Origin of the sequence: Marinobacter sp. NSM (assembly GCF_052380025.1) — a bacterium.
In the GTDB taxonomy this organism is placed as follows: domain Bacteria; phylum Pseudomonadota; class Gammaproteobacteria; order Pseudomonadales; family Oleiphilaceae; genus Marinobacter.
Genome location: NZ_JBQTCK010000005.1, coordinates 86755 through 107212, shown reverse-complemented (window position 1 = coordinate 107212; position 20458 = coordinate 86755). Strand labels below are relative to the sequence as shown.

The following is a 20458-nucleotide window of genomic DNA, read 5'->3' as shown; positions in this document are numbered from 1 at the left end:
GTCGCTATGAAGGGAGCGGTGCAGCAGGAGCCCGCTTATGTGATTCACCGGCGCCCCTGGCGGGAAACCGCCTTGCTGGTGGATCTGTTTACTCTGAATCACGGCCGAATGAGTCTGGTGGCGCGCGGCGCCAACAGTGCCAAAAGCCCCCTCAAGGCCCAGTTGCAGCCGTTCCAGCCGTTAATGGTGGACTGGACCGGAAAAAGCGATCTGAAAACACTGGTGCAGCTTGAGGTTCGGTCGGCGCCGCTGCTTTCGCAAACCCGTGCCCTGTACAGCGGCCTATACATCAATGAACTGCTTCAGCGCATTCTGCCAATGGCAGACCCTCATCCCACCCTGTTTGCCAGTTACATAGAAAGCTTGCAGGCTCTCGCAGCACTGGCGGCCAAAGCCGATGTGGAGCCGGTCTTGCGGCGTTTTGAACGGGCGTTTGCCGGGGCCCTCGGGTATGACTTTGCCTGGGACGAAGCCACTGATACCGGCTTGCCAGTAGTGGCCGGCTATTACTACGGTTATGATCCGGTGCAGGGCATTGTGTCTGCCGCTGCCACCGGGGTTCGATTGCAGCAGATTCCGGGCGAGGCTTTGCTGGCCCTGGCCGACGGCGACTTTACCGGTGAGTTACCGCGCAGGACCGCCAAGCGGGTCATGCGTGTTCTGGTGGACTATCTGTTGCAGGGTAAACCATTACACAGCCGCAATCTGTTCAGCCATTCCGTTTCATCATCAGGGAGAACCCCATGAATTCCAGAGTGTTGCTCGGTGTGAATATTGACCATGTGGCCACATTACGCCAGGCCCGCGGCACCCGCTATCCAGACCCGGTTCAGGCGGCGCTGGTGGCTGAGGAAGCGGGGGCCGATGGTATTACCATTCACCCCCGGGAAGACCGCCGGCACATCCAGGATCGAGATGTACTGCTGCTGCGAGAAGTCCTGCAAACCAAGATGAACCTGGAAATGGCGGTAACCGATGCCATGCTGGCCTTTGCCGAACAGGTTCGGCCGGAGTGTGTCTGCCTGGTGCCGGAGAAGCGCGAAGAATTGACCACCGAGGGTGGGCTGGATGTCGACGGTCAGGAAGAGCGTGTGGCCAAGGCCTGCGACCGGCTGGCAAGGATCGGGGCCGAAGTATCACTGTTCATTGACCCGGATCCGGTGCAGATAGACGCCGCTGTGCGCTGTGGTGCGCCGGTTGTCGAGCTGCACACCGGCGAATACGCCGAAGCGCAGGACCCGGCTGTTCGGGAAAAAGCGTTCAAACAGCTGGCCGATGCCGTGGCCTATGCCCGAAAGAAAGGGTTGATTGTGAACGCTGGCCACGGCCTGCATTATCACAACACCGAGCGGGTGGCGGCGATTCCGGGCATTAACGAGTTGAACATCGGCCATGCCATTGTTGCCAGGGCAGTGTTCACTGGTCTGAAAGAGGCGGTTCGGGAGATGCTCGCCATTATTGAGCGCGCCCGCCCCTAAGCTGGCCTCAGGTGGTCTCCGGTTGGCGCTGCTGCTCTCTGAACAGCTGCTGCCAGTCGGTTTGTTCACTCCAGATCTGCAGTCGGTCCATGGCTGCCAATAGCTGGTCCTTCTGTAACTCCATATCCGGGGCCTGGCACTTCAGTGCGGTTTCAAAACGGTTGGCGGCGGTTCTCAGCTCCGGTACGCCACAGTAACGGGTTGCGCCGTGGAGCTTGTGTACGCATTCAAGCAGCTCGTCGGTGTCATTGTTGTTCCAGAGTTCGGTTACACGCTCGATGTCGGTGTGCAGTTGTTCCAGCAACATGCTGAACAGTTCTTCCGCCAGGTCGGCCTTGCCAGCGGCCAGTTGAATGCTTTCATCAACACTGACGCAATCCTGCTGCATGCGACGGTTTGATGGCCGCAGGGTGCGGCGGGTATCCCGGACTTCCGAGATTTTGAAACTGTCGTTGCTGCTCTTGCAGTCATAACCCGTGTATTCGCGAATCAACTGGACCAGCTGAGTGCTGCTGATCGGTTTTGGCATGTAACCGTCGAAGCCCTGCTGGGTCAGTCTTTCCTGTTCATCGGCCAGGGCATGGGCGGTCAGGGCGATGATCGGGGTATGATGAGAGCCGGTATCCAGATCCCGGATTCGTGCCGTGGTTTCCACACCATCCATGCCCGGCATTTGCAGGTCCATGAACACCAGGTCAAAGGGCTTCTGCCGGGCCTTGGTCAGCGCCTCGAATCCGCTTGAGGCGCCCTCTGCTTCAAGCCGGCAGTCCTGCAGCAGGGTCATCACCAGTTTCAGGTTGGCGTCATTGTCGTCCACGGCCAGTACACGCGGAACTCTCGAAGGGCCGCTGCTTCTCAGTGGCAGGGACACTTCTCCTGCTCCCCGGTTGCTGGCCTGGATGCCGTGGATCAACAGCAACAGTTCGTCGTAGAAGGCATCCCGGCACACCGGTTTGGTAAGGTGTCCGCTGGACAGCCCGGACAGCGGCGTGTCGTGGGTTTCCAAGGTGGGGGTCAGCAGCAGTGTCCGGCAGTCCCGCTCCACTTCTAGCGAACGCACCATGTTGCAGTACTGGCTGGAGTTCAGCAGGTGGCGGGTAATGCCGATAATGGCGGCGGCGTAGCCTTCCTGCTTCCGTTGGGCTTCCTCCACGTGTTCCACCAGGGCGGCTGGCGAGGACACCCGTTGTACTGCCACGCCCCAGTCCCGTAACAGGTGTTCGACCGCGAGCCCGGTGGTTTTCTGCTGTTCGAGGTAGATTATCCGTTCGCCGCGCAGGGCGTCTTTTGGCGCGCTGGTGTCGGCAGCGGCAGACAGTTCCGGGGTGAGGGTAAACCAGAAGGTAGAGCCTTTGCCGAGTTCGCTTTCCAGGCCAATCTTGCCGCCCATCTCTTCCACCAGCCGCTTGGAAATGGCCAGTCCCAGCCCGGTGCCGCCATACTGCCTGGCGGTTGAGGCGTCAGCTTGGCTGAAGGCGTTAAACAACGATTGTTGCTGGGCCCGGGACAGGCCCACGCCGGAGTCCGTGATGCTCAGGCGCAGGGTTACCCGATTGCTGTCGGGTGTTTCGTCTTCCAGGCTGGCCCGCAGCACCACTTCACCGGTCTGGGTGAATTTGATGGCGTTATTGACCAGGTTGGTGATGACCTGCTTCACCCGCAGCGGGTCACCCATGACGTTGTCCGGTACATCGTTATAGACCAGTGGCACCAGGTCCAGGTTCTTGGCATGGGCTGCCGGTGCCAGCATCACCATCACCTCTTCCACGATATCCCTTAGCTGGAACGGTACCCGGTCAAGAATCAGCTTGCCGGCCTCGATCTTGGAAAAATCCAGGATGTCGTTAATGATCGTCAGCAGAATCTCGGACGATTTCCGGATGGTGTTCAGGTGGTCCCGTTGCTGGCGGGGCAGGGGGCTTTTCAGCAGCAATTCGGTAAAGCCGATGATGCCATTCAGGGGCGTGCGGATTTCGTGGGACATATTGGCCAGGAATTCGGACTTGATCCGGCTGGCTTCCAGGGCTTCCTTGCGGGCGAAATCCAGTTCGATATTCTGAATTTCAATGGTTTCCAGGGTTTCCCGGAGGTCCTCTGTGGCCTGGTCGATGTTCTGCTGCATTTCCGCCTGGGCCTTGCTGAGCTCGGAGGCCATGTCATTCAGGCCGGATTCCAGTTGCTCGAATTCGGGGCCGGCACTGGTGTACACCCGGGTATCCAGCTTACCTTCCTTGAGCCGGGCTACGGCTTCATTGAGTTGGAACACCGGATCGGTGAAGGCACGGCTCAGACGCAGGGCAATGGCCATGCTGAGCAGTACCCCGCCAATCACCAGTAGCAGGGAAATCAGTAGCGCCTTGTAGGTTTCCTTTTCGGTGCGGACATGGGACATCTCCACCGCAACCCAGCCCAGGGGTTCCTGTAACCGGGTGGCCGACTGCCGGACATCCGGGTCGAGCATGGTCTCGATCATCAGGTCCTGCAGATAAACCGGAGTGACAAACCGGGTGCTGCTGTCCCGGGTAATCTTTACCGCCAGGTCCGGCTTCAGGGAGGATTCGTCGATGGCATCGGCGCCGCCCGGACCGGTGTGGAGCAAGCGGCGGCCGTCTGGCGAGAAGAAGGTGATCGAGCGAACGTCCTGCTCTTCCAGCAGGGCGTTGGACAAGCTGCTCAGCAGGCTGCGGTTGGCGGTGAACAGGCCATACTCGGAGCCGGCAGCAAGCTGGCGGGACAGGGATTCACCCCGATCCCTCAACAGGTTCTCGATGTTGTTGACCCAGCTGTAGGTGAAAAACAGCCCCAGTAACAAAGTGGTCAACAAGGTGGGAACCAGCGTTACCACCAATACTTTTTTGCGAATGCCCCAGCGCCGCATAGATATGTTCCTGCTAGTTTCCTGAGCCTGGCCGGGCCGATCTTACCCGGAACCGGCACTTCCCTGTGTGATGAGCATAGTTGATCTGATTTCCGAAAACTGTGGTAAAGGTTCCGGGAACAAACAGTTATAGCCGCGGGTCATGGATATAGCGACAAGCTGTATTGGGACAATGCGGCCATAAAGCGTATGATTCGAACCCAAAAGTGTATCACAGGGTTTCGCTATGATTTTCCCGACCATTGAAGATTATGTAGGGCATACCCCTCTGGTTCGATTGCAGCGTCTGCCGGGGGAAACCTCCAATGTCATTCTGGCCAAGCTGGAAGGCAATAACCCGGCCGGGTCGGTGAAGGACCGGCCTGCCATCAGCATGATTCAGGAAGCCGAACGCCGTGGAGAAATTAAGCCAGGCGATACCCTGATAGAAGCGACGTCCGGTAACACTGGCATCGCCCTGGCGATGGCTGCGGCAATCAAAGGTTACCGGATGGTTCTTATCATGCCGGCGCACATGAGTGAGGAGCGCCGCGCTTCCATGCGGGCATACGGAGCGGAGATCGTGACCGTCAGCAAGGAAGAGGGCATGGAAGGGGCACGGGACCTGGCTGCGCGGATGGAATCCGAAGGCAAGGGCAAGGTGCTGGACCAGTTCAGCAACCCGGATAACCCACTGGCCCATTACCGCACCACCGGCCCGGAAATCTGGGAGCAGACCCAGGGCAAGGTGACTCACTTTGTCAGCTCCATGGGGACCACCGGGACCATTATGGGCGTGTCCCGTTATCTGAAAGAGCGAAATCCCGATATTCAGATTATTGGGTTGCAGCCGGAAGATGGTGCATCCATCCCCGGTATCCGCCGTTGGCCCGAGGCCTATTTGCCGTCGATTTACGACGCTGCCCGGGTAGACCAGGTTCTGGACATTGGTCAGAAAGAAGCAGAAGACACCATGAGGGCGCTGGCCGCCAAAGAAGGAATTTTCTGTGGCGTGTCGTCCGGTGGCTCCATTGCCGCTGCCCTCAAATTATCCCGTGAGGTTGAAAACGCGGTGATCGTGGCCATTATCTGTGACCGCGGAGACCGATACCTGTCTACCGGTGTTTTTCCCGGCGCCTGAACCGGTCATCCAAGCCGGCTACACAAGAGAGATTAACCCCTATGAGTAAGCGTCGCCGCAAGGTTCTGCCCCAGGAACCGGTGCGTTGTGAAATTGAGACCCTTGGCCACGACGGCCGGGGCATTGCCCGGGCCGAAGGTAAAGTCCAGTTTGTGGACGGCGCTCTGCCGGGTGAAACGGTGATGGCAAAGGTGGTCAGCACCCGCAGCAAGTTTGATGAACTGCGTACCCTGGAGGTTCTGGAAGCGGCTCCAGACCGCCAGCAACCGCCCTGTGATTTTGCTGACCTTTGTGGTGGCTGCAGCCTCCAGCACATGAGCGCCGATGCTCAGATTCGGTTCAAGGAAGACACGCTGAGGGAGCATTTTGCCCATTTTGGAGGCATCGAACCCCAGGAGTGGGTTGAACCCATGCGCTCACCCGCTACCCTTGGCTATCGTCGCAAAGCCCGCCTGGGTGTGCGCTATGTGAAGGCCCGGGAGTCGGTGCTGGTAGGATTCCGGGAAAAGCGTAACAGTTTCCTGACGGATATTGACCGTTGTGTAGTGCTGGACCCGCGCATTGGTGATCGCATCAAGCCCCTGCGGGAACTGCTGCATGGCATGGTGGCTTTCGACCGGATTGCCCAGGTAGAAGTGGCCTGTGGTGATGATGTGGCGGCCATGGTGTTCCGTAATATGGACGAACTGGTTCCCGAAGATCGGGAAAAACTGATTGCCTTTGGTCAGGCCCATGACTTGCATATCTATCTGCAGCCCAAGGGCCCGGATACGGTGCACCGCATCTGGCCGGAATCGTCCGGTCGTGATGGTGAGCGCCTGAGCTACAGCCTGGACGAGTTTGATCTGACCATGAAGTACCATCCGATGGACTTCACACAGGTCAATGCCGGTATCAATCAGAATATGGTTCATCGAGCCGTGGAGTGGCTGGATGTTCAGCCCGGCGAGCGGGTATTGGATCTGTTCTGTGGCCTGGGTAACTTTACCCTGCCGTTGGCCCGCAAAGGTGGCCAGGTGGTTGGCGTCGAAGGCGATGATGCCATGGTTGTGCGTGGCCGCGAGAACGCACAGCTCAATGGTCTGGATAATGTGGAGTTCTTCGGAGCCGATCTGCACGGTGACTTTACCTGGCAAAGCTGGGCCAAAGAGGGGTTCGACAAGATTTTGATTGACCCGCCCCGGTCCGGCGCGGAAGACATCTGCAAGTACCTCACGGCGTTCGGGGCCAGCAGAATTGTCTATGTTTCGTGTAATCCGGCCACTCTGGCAAGAGATGCCGGCGTCATGGTGCGCAACGGTTATCGCCTGGTGCGCGCAGGTGTGATGGATATGTTCCCCCACACCACCCATGTCGAATCCATTGCTCTTTTTGAGCGTGAATGACTCTGACTGATCAGTCGACAGTCAGATGCCGGGTCGCCAGGATCGCGACCCGGGTAACCGGAAAATCAGCGGGTATGCCTCTGCTATGGTAAAAGTTCGGGAAGATTATTCGGTCACTGGTGATGGCGAAATCGACATTGATCGTTGTGTTCGCCACATCGCTGAACAGACGCACCTGGATAATCCGGAGCAGCTCCGGCAGGCCTGTGAAAAAGCGGCCAGCATTGCCATGCAGGCATTCAGAGAGGATCGCCTCTGGGCGCCGGGCTCCAGCAGTTTCCGTACTGGTCTGGAAATGGCACAGGTGCTGGCCGAACTGCATCTGGACCAGGCCAGTCTGGTGGCTGCGGTGTTGTACCGGGCCGTGCGTGAAGAGCGGATACCCCTGGAAGAGATCCGCAAGGAATTCGGTGACGAAGTCGCCGGGCTGATCAATGGTGTGCAGCAGATGGCAGCCATTTCGTCGGTGCACCACCCGCTCAAGGGCAATGTGCTGGGCCAGAGTGAAGGGCAACTCGACAATGTCCGGAAAATGCTGGTTACCATGATTGACGACGTCCGGGTTGCGTTGATCAAACTGGCCGAGCGGACCTGTGCGATTCGGGCCGTCAAGGATGCGCCGGAAGAGAAGCGCATGCGGGTGGCCAGGGAAGTCTTCGATATCTACGCGCCCCTCGCACACCGGTTGGGTATTGGTCATATCAAATGGGAGCTGGAAGACCTGTCTTTCCGGTACCTGCACAGCTCAGCGTACAAGAAGATCGCCAAGCTGCTGGATGAAAAGCGGCTGGACCGTGAAGGCTATATCCGGCGAGTAATCGAGACCCTGCAAACTGAACTTCAGGCCTCCGGTATCAAGGGTGAACTCTCCGGCCGGGCCAAGCATATCTACAGTATCTGGCGCAAAATGCGCCGCAAGGGTATCGACTTTTCCCAGGTCTATGATGTCCGTGCGGTGCGCATCCTGGTGCCGGAAGTGCGGGACTGCTATGCCGCTCTGGGCATTGTTCACACCTTGTGGCGGCATATTCCCAACGAGTTTGACGACTACATCGCCAACCCCAAGGAGAACGGCTACCAGTCGCTCCATACCGCGGTGATCGGCCCCGAAGGCAAGGTGATGGAAGTGCAGATCCGCACCCATGCCATGCACGAGGAAGCTGAGTTAGGTGTTTGTGCCCATTGGTTGTACAAGGGCACCGACAAGAACAACAAGTCCACCGGTTACGACGCCAAGATCAACTGGCTGCGGCAGGTGCTGGAGTGGCAGGAAGAGTTGGGCGACTTGTCTGGTTTGGCTGATCACCTGAAGTCAGACGTCGCCTCGGACCGGGTTTATGTCTTCACCCCCGAGGGCCACGTGGTCGACCTGCCCCAGGGTGCCACACCGGTGGATTTCGCTTATCGGGTACACACCGAAATCGGTCACGCCTGCCGGGGTGCCCGGGTGAACAGCCGGATCGTTCCTCTGACCTATCCGCTGAAAACCGGCGACCAGGTATTTATCCTCACCTCCAACAACCCGGCGCCGAGCCGGGACTGGCTGAACCCAAGCCTGGGCTATATCCAGACATCCCGGGCCAGGGCAAAGGTTACCCACTGGTTCAAGCAACAGAATCGTGACCGTAATATCACAGACGGCCACGCTATCTTGGAAGACGAATTCAAGCGTTTGTCGCTGTACGATGTTGATCTGGGGGATTTGGCCAAAAAGGTGAATTACCACTCGCCAGACGATATGTTCGCCGCCATTGGGGCCGGCGATTTGCGGCCTGCGCACGTGGCGAACGTGGCGCAGCAGATGCTGGAGCCGAAGTCTGAACAGCTCGACCTGAAGCTGACCACTGCCCGCAAGAAGGATTATGACACCGAGTCAGACATCCAGATTCTGGGTGTGGGCAAACTCAAGACCCAGGTGGCCAAGTGCTGCAAGCCGCTACCGGGCGATGCGATTGGCGGATATATCACGGTTGGGCGCGGTGTCACCGTGCACCGACAGGACTGCCTGACCTTCCTCAGCCTGAGGGAATTCGAGCCCAACCGGATCATCGAGGTGAACTGGGGTGGCAAGCCTGCCTCTGTGTACCCTGTCGATATCGAAATCGAAGCTTACGATCGCTCGGGGCTGTTGCGGGATATAACCCATGTGTTGTCGTCATCCCGCAGTGACGTGCTGGCCCTGAATACCTTGACCAACAAGGATGAGAACATCGCTACCATGAGGGTGACGGTGGAAATCTCCAGCCTGGAACAGTTGGCGCGGTTGCTGGCCCAGATTCGCAACCTGCCGAACATCATCGACGTAAGGCGAAAGCGCGGATGAGCTATTCCATTGATGACCTGAAAACCCTGATGGCCCGGCTCCGGGAGCCAGACACGGGCTGCCCCTGGGACACCCGGCAGACGTTCGCCAGCATCGTGCCCCACACAATAGAAGAAGCCTACGAAGTGGCCGACGCCATTGAACAGGCGGATTACCCGCACCTGAAGGATGAGCTGGGAGACCTGCTGTTCCAGGTGATCTTCTACGCTCAGATGGGGCGTGAGGAAGGGCATTTCGATTTCGATAGCATCGTTGATCACCTGGTCCGCAAACTGATTCGCCGGCATCCCCATGTCTTCCCGGAAGGCACTCTGGAAAGCCGCATTGACCCGAGCAACCGTCCCAGCGAAGCCTGGATCAAGGAGAGCTGGGAGCGTATCAAGGCGGAGGAGCGGGCCGAGAAACCTGTTGTTGAGTCTTCGGTCAGCCGCCTGGATGGCATTGCACGAACCCTGCCGGCCATGGCCCGTGCCGAAAAATTGCAGCGCCGGGCTTCGCGCCATGGCTTTGACTGGCCTGAGATTGGCCCGGTCTTCGACAAGCTTCACGAGGAGATCGATGAGCTGAAAGACGCATGGCAGGCCGCCCAGAATGATAGTGGCGACCAGGATGCGGTCGAGGATGAACTGGGTGATCTGCTGTTCGTGTGCGTGAATTTGGCACGATTCATGAAAGTGGATCCTGAGCAGGCCCTTAACCGAACGAATCGCAAATTCGACGCACGTTTTCGGGCGATCGAAGCGGTGCTGGAAAGTGAGGGGCGTGATCTGGATGAGGAGTCCCTTGAAGCGCTGGATGCCATATGGCAGAAGGTAAAGGGGGTTGAAAACCGTTAACGGTCCGTGCCTCGGAACAGTAGCCGATAAGTACAATCCGTTACCAATTTTCAGTCACTGAAATGTCATTCTTCGTCTACACTTCTAGTACGGCTTGCACCATATCGGTGCGCTGTACCGTCAGATAAGATGCAGGGGTGAAGGCACCATGAAAATCAAAGATCTGGTCAAGCATTGGGACAAGCACGGTCGTGGTCGGCTCACTCGTGATGCCGCGTACCTATCGTTGTCTGACCAGCATCACGAGCTGTTGCAGAAAGTGGCAGCGATGTACCCGATGAAATCCTCTCAAGACCTGATGCGTGATCTGATCTCCGCTGCGCTTGATGAGCTGGAAACCAGCTTTCCCTACGTTCAGGGCGACAAAGTGGTTGCTTATGATGAGGATGGTTTTGAGATCTACGAAGACCAGGGGCTGACTCCGCGGTTTGTAGCCCTGAGCCAGAAGCATATCAAGCGGATTAAAGCCCGTCAGCTTGAATCGGTGGCCTGACGCCAGTACCGATTCAGCTCACCACCGGGTTTCCATCAACCCAGGCGCCGTGCGCTTGGGTTGATGTCTGCTCATCTATATTACTTTCCCTTGTCTGCCAGGCGATCCTTCAGCGGACCCTGAGTAATCAGGTCGTCCAGTGCAGCGGCAATCATGTCATTGAGAATCTCGCTTTCGCTGCGATCTGGATAGAGTTCCGCCAGCGCGGCTACCCGGGCGGCGTCTTCAAGGGGCAGGCGCAGATTGTATTCGTGTGTACGTTCCATCGCCTGTTTTTCCTGTTCCCAGTGCTGGGGCAAATCGGTCACTTTCATGGTGGCTCCTTGGGGCGAGGGGATTGAATCGCCAATAGACTTTTCGAACGGATCCTTAGTATCGTAAGTTTACTTCGTCTCCGTCAATTCAGAGGGAACTCAACGTGACCGAACTGCACCCCGATCTGCGAGAAAATGTGCGTCTGCTGGGCGAATTACTGGGCCAGAGCATCCAGCGTTTTCCCGGGCAGGACTGCTACGAGCGGATTGAGGAGATTCGGGCTGCGGCCAAAGCTGACCGTCGGCAGGAGAGTGGCTCCGGGCAGCGCCTGGTAACACTCCTGGGGCAACTGAGTGACGATGAACTGTTGCCGGTCACCCGCGCCTTCAACCAGTTTCTCAACTTGGCGAACCTGGCCGAGCAGTACCATGGCATTCGCCGTAAGCAGAGCCACCCTTCCGACCTGATGGTGGAGTCCCTGGGTGAGGTCTTCGAGCGATTGAAATCCGGGGGCGTTGATCCTGAGGAATTGCATCAGCGGGTGGCTGACCTGCGGATTGAGTTTGTGCTGACTGCCCACCCGACAGAAGTTGCCCGCCGTACCCTGATTCTGAAATACGATGAAATGTCGGATTGCCTGGCCCGGCTCGACCACGACGATCTGATGCCGGCGGAGCGTGATGAGATTGTGGCCCGCCTGTCACAGCTGATTACTGAGGCCTGGCACACCGACGAAATCCGCCATGAGCGGCCGACGGCTGTGGACGAGGCCAAGTGGGGCTTTGCGGTCATCGAGAACAGCCTCTGGCAGGCATTGCCCAGATTCCTTCGAAGCCTGGACCAGTCACTTTCTGATGCAACGGGCAAAGGCCTGCCCCTGCAGAATTCCCCGATTCGTATTGCCTCCTGGATGGGAGGGGACCGAGACGGTAACCCGAACGTGACTCACGATGTGACTCGTCAGGTCTTCCTGCTGGGCCGCTGGATGGCTGCCGATCTTTACCTGCGGGATATTCAGGCTCTGAGGGCCGAGTTATCCATGTGGCAGGCCAGTGATGAACTGAGGGCGCGGGTTGGTGATTGCCGGGAACCCTATCGTCAGGTACTGGCCGAGTTGCGGGAGCGCCTGGTCCGTACCCGAGACTGGGCCGAGGCCGGCGTTAAAGGCCACGTAGCGGACGAGACCGGTATCCTGTTTGAGAACGAAGACCTGACGGCTCCCCTGGAGCTGTGTTATCGATCACTGATGGATTGCGGCCTGGAGCAAATTGCCAACGGCCCGCTGTTGGACACCATTCGCCGTGCTCACACATTCGGACTGCCGCTGATTCGCCTGGATATCCGGCAGGAGGCTTCCCGGCATGCGGAGGCGGTGGCAGAGATGGTGGATTACCTGGGGCTGGGAGACTATCTGTCCTGGTCGGAAGACGACCGGCAGGCATTCCTGCTGCGCGAGCTGCAAGGCCGCCGGCCACTGGTGCCCCGCAACTGGGAACCCTCAGAGTCAGTCAGGGAAGTGCTGGCTACCTGCGAGGTGGTGGCGGGTCAGACCCCGGAAGCGCTGGGTTCCTACGTTATCTCCATGGCCAGCAAGCCTTCAGATGTATTGAACGTGATCCTGTTGTTGCGGGAAGCGGGAATGAAGTTCCCGATGCGTGTGGTGCCTTTGTTTGAAACCCTCAGCGATCTTCAGGGTGCACCAGAAAGCATGGCTGCCCTGTATCAGGTTGATTGGTACCGCGAGTACTGTCAGGGCCGCCAGGAGGTGATGATTGGCTATTCGGACTCGTCCAAGGACGCCGGCCAGCTGATGGCAGCCTGGGCCCAGTACCAGGCGCAGGAAAAACTCACCCAGGTGGCCCGCCAATATGGCGTGCACCTGACCCTGTTCCACGGTCGCGGCGGCACGGTGGGCCGTGGTGGCGGCCCGGCAAACCGGGCGATTCTGTCGCAACCGCCGGGATCGGTGAACGGCAGTTTCCGGATTACCGAGCAGGGGGAAATGATCCGATTCAAGTTCGGTTTGCCCCGGCTGGCGGTACAAAGCCTTACCCTGTACACCACTGCCGTCATTGAGGCGACCCTAGCGCCACCGCCACATCCCGAGGACAGCTGGCGCGAGATGATGGACTGGCTGACTGAGCGTTCCCTCAAATCTTACCGGGAAGTGGTAAGGGAGAATCCGGATTTCGTGCCTTATTTTCGCCAGGTTACACCCGAAACGGCGCTGGGTAAGCTGGCCCTGGGCAGTCGACCGGCGCGCCGGAAAGCCACCGGTGGCGTGGAGAGTTTGCGAGCCATTCCCTGGATTTTTGCCTGGACCCAAATGCGCCTGATGCTGCCCAGTTGGCTGGGCAGCGATGTGGCCCTGGAGGAAGCCGCCCGGCATCAGCGCCTGCCAGAGCTGCGTGAGATGATGCGGGGCTGGCCGTTTTTCCGCACCTATGTCGACATGCTGGAAATGGTGCTGGCCAAAGCCGACCTGCGCATTGCCAGCTATTACGAGCAGACCCTGGTGGAAGATGAAAGCCTCAGGGCCCTTGGGGGTAGCCTCAGGGAACGGCTGAACGGCTGTATCGAGCGTGTGCTGGAGCTCAAGGATCAGCAAGCCCTGTTGGAGAGCGAACCGGTGTTTGCCCATTCCATGAGAGTGCGCAACCCCTACACGGACCCATTGCATTACCTTCAGGCGGAATTGCTCAAACGCGACCGCGAGAGTGAGGGCAAAGGTGAGGTGCCGGATATGGTGGAGCGGGCGCTGAAAGTCACCATGGCGGGCATCGCCGCTGGTATGCGTAATACGGGCTAACGTGCATAATAACGCCGGGGCCGGAAAGCCCTGAACCGGATAAAGGAGTCTTCCCCGTTGGCACTGTCAGAGCGACTGTCGCATTACCTCGCCCGCAAGGGTATCAGCTATCAGCAGATCGACATTGCACCGGTAAGCAATCTCGATGCCGCGGTTCTTGCCTCTGGCAAGCCCCAGCATGATTTTATCCAGCCCACGCTGCTGATCGACATCAATGGTGTGGTCATGGCGGTGCATCGCTTTGACAGTACGTTGGATATGGACACCCTGCATCAGTTTACCGGGCGTCGCCTGCAGCCGCTAACCGCGCGCCAGACAGCAAGGCTGTTTGGCGACTGCGAGCCGGGATTCGTGCCACCGGTGGGGAATGCCTGGGACCTGCCGGTGCTGATTGACGAAGATCTCACTACCGCCGACCAGGTGGTGTTCTCACCTGGCACCAACGATACCCTGGTTGTGATGGACGGCCGCTCGTTCCGGTTGGCACTGGCGGGTGCCCGGGAAGGGCATCTGGTTATCCGGGGGCAGGGTAATGGCTCCCGTGGCGCACTGAGCCTCGACGAAGTGGCTGACAAACTGCAGAAACTCTATCGTCTGCCGCCCATGCCGGCGCTGGCGTTGCGGATTCTGCGCCTGACCGCCAGTACGGAAGCCACAGCCAGAGAGCTGGCGGAACTGATTGAGTTTGACCCGAGCATGACGGCCCAGATCATGCGCTACGCACGGTCGGCACTGTTCAATTACCCTGGTCAGATCAACTCGGTTCAGGAGGCCGTTACCCGGGTGCTGGGGTTTGATCGGGTCGCCCATATTGCCATGGGTATTGCATCGGTGAGGGCTTTTGATGTGCCCGGGGGTGGAATGCTGGGTATGGATAATTTCTGGCGTCACTCACTGTATTGTGCCTTCCTGTGCCAAAGTCTGGCGGCGCGCTCCGGCCGGGACAAGGGGCTGGCGTATCTGTGCGGGCTGTTGCACAACTTTGGCCTGTTGCTGGTGGGGCACCTGCTCCCCTCTGAATTTCAGGAACTGAACGCTCTTCGGGAGATCAACCCTGAAGCAAGCATGCATTCACTGGAACAGGAAGTGTTTGGCCATAGCGAGCGCCAGGATATCCTGGCGGTTGGCCATGGTGCCATTGGCGGTATTCTGCATCGGCTCTGGCAACTGCCGGAACCGGTCATCAAGGCGGCAGGCATGCACCAGCACCCGGGTTATCATGGTGAGCATGAAGAGTTTGTTTTGATGGTCCAACTGGCGAATGCACTGCTGAAAGAGCAGGGTATTGGCGACGAGTTCAACCCGGATGATATCCCCGCACTGACAGAAGCGCTTGGCCTGGAGCCCGCAACACTGGAGCTGGTTCAGGAAGAAATCCAGGCGGTCGCAACCGACCTGGATGTGCTGGCGTCGTCGCTTGCATCCTGAGCAAAACGGCGTCAGGCTTCTGTGCCTGAAGCCCCCTGTCTTCCGGTAATTCCAACCATGATACGGAGGTCGACTTTCTCTGTCGGGGCGGACTTCGTATAATGCTGCCTCAATTTTGGGCAGGCGCGCCAGCAAGTGGGCCTGGAGCCCCTGAGAGGTTGTCGCAAAGGCGACGGTTTTTGCCGCAACTTTTCAAACGATAATATAAGACAACGGGAGCACAACGTTATGAGAATCATCATGTTAGGCGCGCCAGGCGCTGGAAAGGGTACTCAGGCTCAGTTTATTACCGAGCGTTTCGAGATCCCCCAGATCTCCACAGGCGACATGCTCCGTGCCGCCGTCAAGGCCGAGTCCGAACTGGGCAAGCAGGTCAAGGAAGTGATGGCCTCCGGTGGGCTGGTGTCTGACGATATCATCATCGCCCTGATCGACGAGCGTATTCAGCAGCCGGATTGCAAGAACGGTTTCCTGCTGGACGGTTTCCCGCGCACCATTCCCCAGGCCGAAGCGCTGAAGAACCAGGGTATTGCCATCGATTACGTGGTGGAAATTGCCGTTGAAGACGAAGAAATTGTCAGTCGTCTGTCTGGCCGTCGTGTGCACGAAGGCAGTGGCCGTATCTATCACGTGAAATACGATCCGCCCAAGGTAGAGGGCAAGGACGATGAGACCGGCGAACCGCTGGTACAGCGTGAAGACGACAAGGAAGAAACCGTACGCAAGCGCCTGAACATCTACCACGAGCAAACGGCGCCGCTGATTGGTTTCTACCAGGACTGGGCCAGCAAGGCACCTGCCGATGCGCCCAAGTACGTGCGCGTGGAAGGCATTGGTAGCCTGGACAGTATCCGCGACCAGATCCTGTCCCAGCTTAAGTAATCGGAACGGGAGTAGCCCGGGAGGCTTGATTCTGTGAAGCTTTTAGCACTGGATACGTCTTCTGAGGGCTGCTCCGTCGCTCTATGGCTGGATGGCCAGATCAGCGAGCGGTTTGAACTGGCCCCACGGGGCCACACCCGCCTGTTAATGCCCATGGTTCGCGAACTGCTCGCCGAACATGGGCTTTCCCCGAAAGATCTTGACGCTCTGGCTTTTGCCCGTGGCCCGGGCTCCTTCACCGGTTTGCGCATTGCGACCGGGGTGATCCAGGGGCTTTCCTGGGGGCTCAATTTACCGGTTGTGCCGGTGTCGTCGCTGGCGGCTGTCGCCCTGGACGCCATTGAGCAGCACCAGTTGGCTGATGGTGAACACATTGCGGTGGCCTTTGACGCCCGTATGGGCGAAGTCTACTGGGGTGCCTTCCTGTGTCAGCAGGGGTTGCCGGTGTTGATCGGCGAGGAGCGGGTCTGCCCGCCCGGGGCGGTGAGCCTGCCGGGCTCAGACGTATCGGCGAACTGGACTGGTGCTGGCCAGGGCTGGACATTAAAGGGCGATATGCCCGAAGTGGTGGTCTGCCGGATCAGAGCGGTGGATGACACCCTGGTGCCCCGGGCCGCCATGGTGGCCCGGTTGGCAGAACAGGATTTTCGCAATGGCATCGCGGTGCCGGCGGAGCTGGCGCAGCCGGTCTATATCCGGGATGAAGTGGCCTGGAAGAAACTGCCCGGCCGTGCGTGAAAGGTCGTTTTCTGATCAGAAATGTTGCCGCCTGCCTTTCCAAGAGGCCCCGGTTCTTCCATAATGCAGTAACACACTTGAACCGTTTCTGTGGTTGCGCATTATGATCGGTGGTATTAATCCGGCCAATTCCTCCCTGATTCAAACGGGTAACAACAGCCCGGCACGAGAGCGTACCGATGTCGCCAGGTCCCCGGCCGCCTCTCCCCAGGCCCCCGGTGCCGAGTCGGTTCGTCGTGACCTGAATGCACCCCAGCAAAGCCGGGATACCGCTCCCGGTAACCAGACGTCTAGTGAGGCGACCGATCGTCGCGTTGAAGCCCGCAGGGCCGCTGAGGATGCCCGGCTTGAACGATTTCGCGCCGACGAGGTGCCTTTGCCAGCCTCCAGAGCGCTTTCGACCTTTGCCGGTGTGGCCGCCGCCGGGCAGGAATTTGAAGGCGGCTCGGTTATTTCCGGTATCGACATTCTCGTCTGATGCCAAACCCTTCCCATGATACTTGCCACTCCCTGACGGCGACCGTTGCCGTTGGTTGCAGCCCGCTGGGTGACCAGATGGTTGCACGACAACTGGCGGACGAGCTGGGGTTGCGTTGGCTAGGTGTCGTCAAACCCAAACAGGTCCGGGAATTTCCGGTGCTGCTGTATATGGACGACGAAGGCCTTGCCCTGCAGTTGACGGGCAAAGGAGCACCTGGGCCGGTCCGGGCCGAGTTTGTGACCGGCAAAATGGGCTACCGCCGGGAGCACGGTGGCGGTACCGGCCAGTTGGTGGCCCGGGCGGTTGGTTTGCAGAAAACAAGGGCCCAGCTTCATGTACTGGATGCCACTGCCGGCCTCGGCCAGGACGCGTTCGTGCTTGCCAGCCTCGGTTGCCGGCTAACCCTGCTGGAGCGCAACCCGGTGATCCATGCCTTGCTGGCAGATGGCCTGGCAAGGGCCGCACTGAATATCGATTGCGCGCCCCTGGTGGCTCAGATGCAGCTTGAGGCCGGCAGTTCCATTGGCTGGCTTGAGAACGCCGGCAGGGATGCGGCGGATGTGGTGTATCTGGACCCGATGTTCCCCCACCGGGACAAAGCCGCCCTGGTCAAAAAGGAAATGCAGGTATTCCGGCAGGTGGTGGGAGACGATGACGATTCCGAACAGTTGCTTGCCGCAGCCCTGGCCTGTGCTCGTTACCGGGTGGTTGTGAAGCGCCCCCGGAAGGCGCCTGCGGTGGCGGGGCCGGAGCCCACTACGCGGCTCGAAGGCAAAAGCAGCCGCTACGATATCTATTCCATCAAGGCGCTGCCGGCCTGAGATAACCCGGGCCGGCAGACCTCAAAGACTCACGCATCCAGCATGGTGACCTGCTGAATGGCTTGTCGTTTTTCAACGCTCAGCACCAGCCGGGCATCTTCGGCCACCTCATCCAGACCTTCTCCGTAACAAAGCAGGCCGTTGTCGTCGGTGGTCAGCACCCCGGTTTTCTGCATATTGGCGATGAAGTTCCGGAACAGGGTTTTGTCGAAGAATTCCGGCGCATTAAGACCAAACAGGATAGACATCCGCTCGGCCAGCAGCGTGCTTTGCTCTTCCAGTTCCGCCGCGGTCAGTTTGCCCGAACCATACTTGCGCAGAATGCCCAGGGTAATGTGGTAGCGTTCAAGGGTCTGGATGATAAAGCGGGACAGGATGCGGGCCCGCAGCATGGCTTCGGTGCCTTCCTCCGGTCGACCCAGGCGCTCGTCATCCAGTTGGATAACCAGGCCCTGATCAATCAGAACGTCGATCCACTTGTTAATAACCGATTCCACTTCATCCTGCCCGAATTTCAGGAACAGTTCGGACTGCAGGTAAGGGTAGGCAACGCTGGTAAGGAACAGAACCTTGTCTCTGCGCAGGCTGGTTTTGTTCTCGAACAGGCTGACAATCAGCGCCGGCAGTGCAAACAGGTGCTGGATGTTGTTGCGGTAGTAGGTCATCAGAATGGCGTTGGAGCCTTCCAGGGCAATGATATCGCCCAGTTTCTGGGGTTGGCGGGTAATCAGCCCCATGTTCTCACAGTAGGCAACCCAGTCCCGCGCAGAACCCTCTGGCAAGGTGACGGTGTTGGCGTACGGGTAGGCCCTGAGCAAGTTGGCATACTGGTCCATCAGCCTGATCAGTTGACCCTCATCCATGGCCAGGCGCTCGGTACCCAGTAAAACGGTGGCGGTCATGCCAATCGGGTTGACCGCCACAGAAGCGTTGATGTTGCTGGCTACCCGCTTGGACAGTTCATCAACCGCCTCGGTGAGCCACGTGGGCCGGTACTCGGCGTCGTAAGCCTCGCTGCGCCAGCTGTCATGGACTTCGTCCAGAACATCGGCCAGTGGTATGGCGTCACCAAAGTTCACCGCTACCCGGCCGAACGAGTTGGTCAGTTTCCGGGCCGTCTTGGCCAAGCCGAAGACGCTTTCCTTCTGTTTCTTTTTACCGCGCAGCTCGCCCAGGTAGGAGCGGCCCTCCATCACTTTCTCATAACCGATGTAAACCGGCACGAATACGATGGGTTTGCGGTGATCCCGCAGGAAGCTGCGCACGGTCATCGACAGCATGCCCGGACGTGGTGGCAGCATGCGCCCGGTGCGGGAGCGGCCACCCTCGACAAAGTATTCCACCGAGTAGCCGCGGGTGAACATCACGTGCATGTATTCGTTGAAAACCGTGGCGTACAGGGGATTATCCCGGAAGCTGCGGCGCATGAAGAAAGCCCCGCCCCTGCGCAGGATTGGGCCAACAATGGGCATGTTCAGGTTGATGCCGGCAGCAATGTGGGGGGGCATCAGGCCGTTCTTGTAAAGCACGTAGGACAGCAACAGGTAATCGATGTGCGAACGATGGCAGGGAACATAGACCACCGCATGGTCCTGGGCGACTTCCTTGGCCACCTTGATGTTGTTGACGGCGATGCCGTTGTAGATGCGGTTCCAGAGCCAGGCCAGTGCCAGTTCCAGGAACCGGATGGTCACAATGGACATGCTGGCGGCAATTTCGTCCGCGTATTTGTAGGCTTTGGCGCGAACCTTTTCAGGCGGGATATCGTCTTTGGCGGCGGTTTCCCGTATCGCTTCCTTGACAGCCTGGGTGCGTACCAGGCCCTCCACCAGGGTGCGACGGTGCGACAGATCCGGCCCCAGCACCGCCTGGCGAACCCGGCGGAAATGGGTGCGCAGAATACGTGCCAGCTTCCGCTTGGCTTTTTCTTCGTTGTTCCGGTATTCGTCGACCACCTGCTTGAGTGACAGGGGCTGGTTAAACTGCACATAGGTGCTGCGACCATGCACCAGAATGATCAGGAACTTCTGCAGCCGCCCGGCAACCGACCAGGTGTCTGACAGCAACAGCTTGACCAGGGATTTCTCCTTATCCGGAGAACGGCCCCAAAACAATGAGACAGGAACAATCTGTACGTCCTGCTCGGGATGCTCCAGGCCAAACTGTACGAGGCCGGTGAACTCTTTGGTGGGAACCGGGGTTTGCCGGCCGCCGCTGAACGGCCCGCCAATGCGCTTGTACAGATAGAAAAAGGAGTGGGCCGGCCCGTTTTTTACCGGCAGGCTGTCGGTTGCACCGGGCAGGCGCGCATGGATGACCTCTTGCTCAAGCACCAGGCGGCTGGACAACGAGCTGTATTGCAGCACGTAGCACACCGGTTTGTCCGGATCGAGCCCCAGGGCCTCCAAGGTATTGCCGCTGACATCGGTCCTGACCCATAAAAACAGGATCTTGCGGAAAAGAGACAGGATCAGGCTGCGAATGCCCTGATAAAGTCGCATAAGATGTTACTCCGGTACTGGAAACAGGCG

General features: G+C 58.8%; 16 protein-coding genes. 13 read left to right on the top strand and 3 right to left on the bottom strand.

The window, feature by feature from the left end; all coding sequences use genetic code 11:
• Positions 1-6 precede the first annotated feature (6 nt).
• Positions 7-747 carry a DNA repair protein RecO gene (recO, locus tag ACTZWX_RS12420; RefSeq protein ID WP_444714202.1) on the top strand — a complete coding sequence of 247 codons (741 nt, stop codon included), beginning with the start codon at positions 7-9 and terminating at the stop codon, positions 745-747.
• The gene (gene pdxJ, locus ACTZWX_RS12415) at positions 744-1478 is read left to right on the top strand and encodes a pyridoxine 5'-phosphate synthase (RefSeq protein ID WP_444714201.1); all 735 of its coding nucleotides are present in this window, start codon (positions 744-746) and stop codon (positions 1476-1478) included. The genes recO and pdxJ overlap by 4 nt, the downstream gene beginning before the upstream one ends.
• A 7-nt stretch (positions 1479-1485) precedes the next feature.
• On the opposite strand, the gene ACTZWX_RS12410 is transcribed toward pdxJ, so the two are convergent.
• Positions 1486-4356 (bottom strand): ATP-binding protein, encoded by a 2871-nt coding sequence (locus ACTZWX_RS12410; protein ID WP_061332272.1) that lies wholly within the window; start codon positions 4354-4356, stop codon positions 1486-1488.
• A gap of 226 nt (positions 4357-4582) precedes the next feature.
• Here ACTZWX_RS12410 and cysM point away from each other — a divergent pair, with 226 nt between their 5' ends.
• The 5 genes from cysM to ACTZWX_RS12385 all read left to right on the top strand — a co-directional run bounded on the left by cysM (position 4583) and on the right by ACTZWX_RS12385 (position 10513).
• Positions 4583-5476 carry a cysteine synthase CysM gene (cysM, locus tag ACTZWX_RS12405; protein WP_058091714.1) on the top strand — a complete coding sequence of 298 codons (894 nt, stop codon included), beginning with the start codon at positions 4583-4585 and terminating at the stop codon, positions 5474-5476.
• A gap of 41 nt (positions 5477-5517) precedes the next feature.
• Positions 5518-6861 carry a 23S rRNA (uracil(1939)-C(5))-methyltransferase RlmD gene (gene rlmD, locus ACTZWX_RS12400; protein WP_444714200.1) on the top strand — a complete coding sequence of 448 codons (1344 nt, stop codon included), beginning with the start codon at positions 5518-5520 and terminating at the stop codon, positions 6859-6861.
• Positions 6862-6946: 85 nt separating this feature from the next.
• Positions 6947-9184, top strand: coding sequence for a GTP diphosphokinase (gene relA, locus ACTZWX_RS12395; protein WP_444714199.1), 2238 nt, complete (start codon positions 6947-6949; stop codon positions 9182-9184).
• Positions 9181-10020: a nucleoside triphosphate pyrophosphohydrolase gene (mazG, locus tag ACTZWX_RS12390; RefSeq protein WP_444714198.1), complete on the top strand. Its 840-nt coding sequence runs from the start codon at positions 9181-9183 to the stop codon at positions 10018-10020. The genes relA and mazG overlap by 4 nt, the downstream gene beginning before the upstream one ends.
• Positions 10021-10168: 148 nt before the next feature.
• A complete protein-coding gene (locus ACTZWX_RS12385) occupies positions 10169-10513 on the top strand; it encodes a hypothetical protein (RefSeq protein WP_061332269.1) in 345 nt (114 codons plus the stop codon).
• Positions 10514-10593: 80 nt separating this feature from the next.
• Here the strand turns inward: ACTZWX_RS12385 and ACTZWX_RS12380 are convergent, their stop codons facing one another.
• Complete coding sequence (locus ACTZWX_RS12380) at positions 10594-10827, bottom strand: hypothetical protein (protein WP_138437761.1); 234 nt, start codon at positions 10825-10827, stop codon at positions 10594-10596.
• Positions 10828-10931: 104 nt separating this feature from the next.
• Between ACTZWX_RS12380 and ppc the strand changes: the two genes are divergently transcribed.
• From ppc to ACTZWX_RS12350, 6 genes are all read left to right on the top strand, one after another.
• On the top strand, positions 10932-13577 hold the full coding sequence (gene ppc, locus ACTZWX_RS12375; protein ID WP_444714197.1) for a phosphoenolpyruvate carboxylase: 2646 nt from the start codon (positions 10932-10934) through the stop codon (positions 13575-13577).
• Between the two features lie 57 nt (positions 13578-13634).
• Positions 13635-15005, top strand: a complete 1371-nt coding sequence (locus ACTZWX_RS12370; RefSeq protein WP_444714196.1) for an HDOD domain-containing protein — start codon at positions 13635-13637, stop codon at positions 15003-15005.
• Positions 15006-15233: 228 nt separating this feature from the next.
• Positions 15234-15887, top strand: coding sequence for an adenylate kinase (gene adk / locus ACTZWX_RS12365; RefSeq protein ID WP_061332267.1), 654 nt, complete (start codon positions 15234-15236; stop codon positions 15885-15887).
• A gap of 33 nt (positions 15888-15920) precedes the next feature.
• On the top strand, positions 15921-16625 hold the full coding sequence (gene tsaB, locus ACTZWX_RS12360; RefSeq protein ID WP_444714195.1) for a tRNA (adenosine(37)-N6)-threonylcarbamoyltransferase complex dimerization subunit type 1 TsaB: 705 nt from the start codon (positions 15921-15923) through the stop codon (positions 16623-16625).
• 103 nt (positions 16626-16728) lie between these two features.
• Positions 16729-17103, top strand: coding sequence for a UDP pyrophosphate phosphatase (locus ACTZWX_RS12355; RefSeq protein ID WP_444714194.1), 375 nt, complete (start codon positions 16729-16731; stop codon positions 17101-17103).
• Entirely contained in the window at positions 17103-17927 is an 825-nt protein-coding gene (locus ACTZWX_RS12350; protein ID WP_444714193.1) for a class I SAM-dependent methyltransferase, read from the top strand. Before ACTZWX_RS12355 ends, ACTZWX_RS12350 begins: the two co-directional genes overlap by 1 nt.
• Positions 17928-17956: 29 nt before the next feature.
• Here ACTZWX_RS12350 and plsB read toward each other — a convergent pair whose 3' ends face one another.
• Positions 17957-20428 (bottom strand): glycerol-3-phosphate 1-O-acyltransferase PlsB, encoded by a 2472-nt coding sequence (plsB, locus tag ACTZWX_RS12345; protein WP_444714192.1) that lies wholly within the window; start codon positions 20426-20428, stop codon positions 17957-17959.
• Between the last annotated feature and the right edge of the window lie 30 nt (positions 20429-20458).

Excerpts from the sequence above, each read along its gene's own strand:
- recO (WP_444714202.1), top strand. The coding sequence starts at position 7 with ATGAAGGGAGCGGTGCAGCAGGAGCCCGCTTATGTGATTCACCGGCGC.
- pdxJ (WP_444714201.1), top strand. The coding sequence starts at position 744 with ATGAATTCCAGAGTGTTGCTCGGTGTGAATATTGACCATGTGGCCACA.
- ACTZWX_RS12410 (WP_061332272.1), bottom strand. The coding sequence starts at position 4,356 with ATGCGGCGCTGGGGCATTCGCAAAAAAGTATTGGTGGTAACGCTGGTT.
- cysM (WP_058091714.1), top strand. The coding sequence starts at position 4,583 with ATGATTTTCCCGACCATTGAAGATTATGTAGGGCATACCCCTCTGGTT.
- rlmD (WP_444714200.1), top strand. The coding sequence starts at position 5,518 with ATGAGTAAGCGTCGCCGCAAGGTTCTGCCCCAGGAACCGGTGCGTTGT.
- relA (WP_444714199.1), top strand. The coding sequence starts at position 6,947 with ATGGTAAAAGTTCGGGAAGATTATTCGGTCACTGGTGATGGCGAAATC.
- mazG (WP_444714198.1), top strand. The coding sequence starts at position 9,181 with ATGAGCTATTCCATTGATGACCTGAAAACCCTGATGGCCCGGCTCCGG.
- ACTZWX_RS12385 (WP_061332269.1), top strand. The coding sequence starts at position 10,169 with ATGAAAATCAAAGATCTGGTCAAGCATTGGGACAAGCACGGTCGTGGT.
- ACTZWX_RS12380 (WP_138437761.1), bottom strand. The coding sequence starts at position 10,827 with ATGAAAGTGACCGATTTGCCCCAGCACTGGGAACAGGAAAAACAGGCG.
- adk (WP_061332267.1), top strand. The coding sequence starts at position 15,234 with ATGAGAATCATCATGTTAGGCGCGCCAGGCGCTGGAAAGGGTACTCAG.
- ACTZWX_RS12355 (WP_444714194.1), top strand. The coding sequence starts at position 16,729 with ATGATCGGTGGTATTAATCCGGCCAATTCCTCCCTGATTCAAACGGGT.
- ACTZWX_RS12350 (WP_444714193.1), top strand. The coding sequence starts at position 17,103 with ATGCCAAACCCTTCCCATGATACTTGCCACTCCCTGACGGCGACCGTT.
- plsB (WP_444714192.1), bottom strand. The coding sequence starts at position 20,428 with ATGCGACTTTATCAGGGCATTCGCAGCCTGATCCTGTCTCTTTTCCGC.